The 2,556-nt window shown below is 63.5% G+C and carries 3 protein-coding genes and 1 pseudogene; 2 read left to right on the top strand and 2 right to left on the bottom strand.

Features of this window, described 5'->3' with window-relative positions; genetic code table 11:
- Positions 1-366 (bottom strand): annotated as a pseudogene (locus tag QZH66_RS15025) (two-component sensor histidine kinase); the annotation flags it as partial.
- The gene (locus tag QZH66_RS15020) at positions 363-1,088 is read right to left on the bottom strand and encodes a response regulator transcription factor (RefSeq protein ID WP_305806719.1); all 726 of its coding nucleotides are present in this window, start codon (positions 1,086-1,088) and stop codon (positions 363-365) included. The gene QZH66_RS15020 and the pseudogene QZH66_RS15025, both read right to left, overlap by 4 nt.
- Positions 1,089-1,186: 98 nt before the next feature.
- On the opposite strand from QZH66_RS15020, the gene QZH66_RS15015 reads away from it, so the two are divergent.
- Entirely contained in the window at positions 1,187-1,825 is a 639-nt protein-coding gene (locus tag QZH66_RS15015) for a cytochrome b/b6 domain-containing protein (RefSeq protein WP_305806718.1), read from the top strand.
- Positions 1,825-2,556 (top strand): molybdopterin-dependent oxidoreductase (locus QZH66_RS15010; RefSeq protein WP_305806717.1); only part of this gene is annotated, 732 nt, incomplete at its 3' end. The genes QZH66_RS15015 and QZH66_RS15010, both read left to right, overlap by 1 nt.

Genomic DNA, 2,556 nt, shown 5'->3' with positions numbered 1-2,556 from the left:
CGCGCCCGCGAGCAGCCTGCGGATCGGCTCCAGTGCGACCCTGTCGCGCTTGAGGTGCCCCGGCGGCGCGGCCTGCGCCTCGATGCGGCCGTCCAGCCCCAGCAGGTAGACCTCCACGCTGGGGTTGACGGCCATGAGCTTGTCGAACAGGTCCTTCACCGCATCCTGGTTCAGGCCGCCGGGCTTCATCAGCTCGGCGTTCTCGGCGATGTGCGCCGCCAGCCCAATCGACAGGCGCTGAATGACTTCCTGCTCGTGCTTGCCATTGGAGCGCACCTGCAGCCAGACCGACGCACCGCAGCACACCAGCAATAGCGCCGCGAACACGGCCGACAGCCGCCGCGACAAGGTGGCCCAGGCCATCATGGCGCGACCTCCCCGTTGACAGAGGCCGACAGCTTGTAGCCGTGCCCCCACACCGTGAGAATGCGGCGCGGCTGCGCCGGGTCGGTTTCGATCTTGAGGCGCAGCCGGTTGATGTGCGTGTTGACGGTGTGCTCGTAGCCGTCGTGGTGGTAGCCCCAGACATGGTTGAGCAGGTCGAGCCGTGAGAACACCTTTCCGGGGCTGCGGGCGAAGAAGTACAGCAGGTCGAACTCGCGCGGTGTGAGCTCGATCAGCTTGCCATCGACCCGCACTTCGCGCGCCAGCGGCTCGATGTCGAGTTCGCCGAGTGAGAGACTGCCCGACTCCATGCGCGCGTTGCGCGCCAGTGCATCGGTACGCCTCAGCAGCGCCTTGACGCGGGCCACGAGTTCCAGCACCGAAAAAGGCTTGGCCAGGTAGTCGTCTGCGCCCAGCTCCAGCCCGAGGATGCGGTGCACCTCGCTCGACCGGGCGCTGATGATGATGATGGGTGTGTATCGAGCCATGGCGCGGGCCCGGCGGCAGATTTCAAGGCCGTCGACACCCGGCAGCATCAAGTCGAGCACCAGCGCGTCCCAGTTGCTGCGCTCGAGTTCACGCAGGCCAGCATGGCCATCAGCGGCATGCTCAACCGCATAGCCCTCATCGCGCAGATGCATTCGCAGAAGCTCCGCAATGTGGGGGTCATCCTCAACGATCAGCACGCGCTTGATGGAGTCCATAGGCCGCCATTTTCTCGCCATACGCGTTTTCGAGTTATCACAATTAATTGAACTTTGCGTGATACATCGGCCATGGGGTACGTCCAACAATCCGCCCTATGAACAGCACCGTCATCGCCCCGCTCGCCAACCCGGCCGATGGTCAACCTATCCATCCGCTGTGGATGCGCATCACGCACTGGCTCAATGCATTGGCCGTGGTGATCCTGGTGATGAGCGGCTGGCGTATCTACGATGCGTCGCCATTCTTTCCGTTCTCCATACCGGCCGTCATCACACTCGGCGGCTGGCTGGGCGGTGCGCTGCTGTGGCATTTCGCGGCGATGTGGCTGCTGGTGTTCAACGGCCTTTTGTACCTGACACTCAACATCGTCAGCGGCCGCTTGGTCCGCAAGTTCTTCCCGCTCACGCCGCAAGGCGTGCTGCGCGACATGCTGGCCGCCCTCAAGGGCAGGCTCTCGCATGCCGACCCGCGCCACTACAACAACGTGCAGAAGCTAGCTTACCTGTTCGTGATGCTCGATCTCATCGTGATCGTGCTGTCGGGCCTGGTTTTGTGGAAGTCGGTGCAGTTCCCCATGCTGCGCGAATTGCTGGGCGGCTACGAGTTTGCGCGACGCATCCACTTTTGCGCCATGGCCGCCATGGTTGCCTTTCTTGCCGTGCACCTGGTGATGGTGGCCCTGGTGCCCCGCACCCTTCTTGCCATGATCCACGGCCGCGCGCCCAAAGCATGATGAAAATCCTCAAAGCCCACACATGGCTCGACATCGACGGCGAAGCCGTGCTGCGCGAAGCCCGCTCGCTGATTGCAGGCAAGCTCGACCAGCCCGCACGCCGCGCCTTCCTGCAACGCTCGCTCACGCTCGGCGGCCTGTCGCTGCTGACAGGTTGCAGCATCAGCGACAACGCCAGTGTGGAAGCCGCGCTCATGAAGATCTCGCGCTTCAACGACAAGGTGCAGGGGCTGATCTTCAGCCCCACGCAGCTCGCGCCGACCTACACCGAAGCCGAGATCACCCGCCCCTTCCCGTTCAATGCCTTCTACAGCGAAGATGAAGTGCCCGAGGTCGACGAGGCCAGCTACAAGCTCGAAGTGACCGGCCTGGTCGCTGACAAGCACGCCTGGACGCTGGCCGAATTGCGCGCCATGCCGCAACACGACCAGATCACCCGGCATATCTGCGTGGAAGGCTGGAGCGCCATCGGCCGATGGGGCGGCGTGCGTTTTGCCGACTTCCTGCACCGCATCGGCGCCGATACCGGTGCCAAGTACGTCGGCTTCAAATGCGCGGACGACTACTACAACAGCATCGACATGCCCACCGCGCTGCACCCGCAGACGCTGCTGACGCTGACCTACGACGGAGAGCCACTGCCGCCCAAGTACGGCTTTCCGATGAAGTTGCGCATGCCGACCAAGCTGGGCTACAAAAACCCCAAGCACATCACAGCAATGTTCGTCACC

This window comes from Stenotrophomonas sp. YIM B06876, assembly GCF_030711595.1.
Taxonomy (GTDB): Bacteria; Pseudomonadota; Gammaproteobacteria; order Xanthomonadales; family Xanthomonadaceae; genus Stenotrophomonas.
This window is presented reverse-complemented; position numbering and strand designations above follow the sequence as displayed.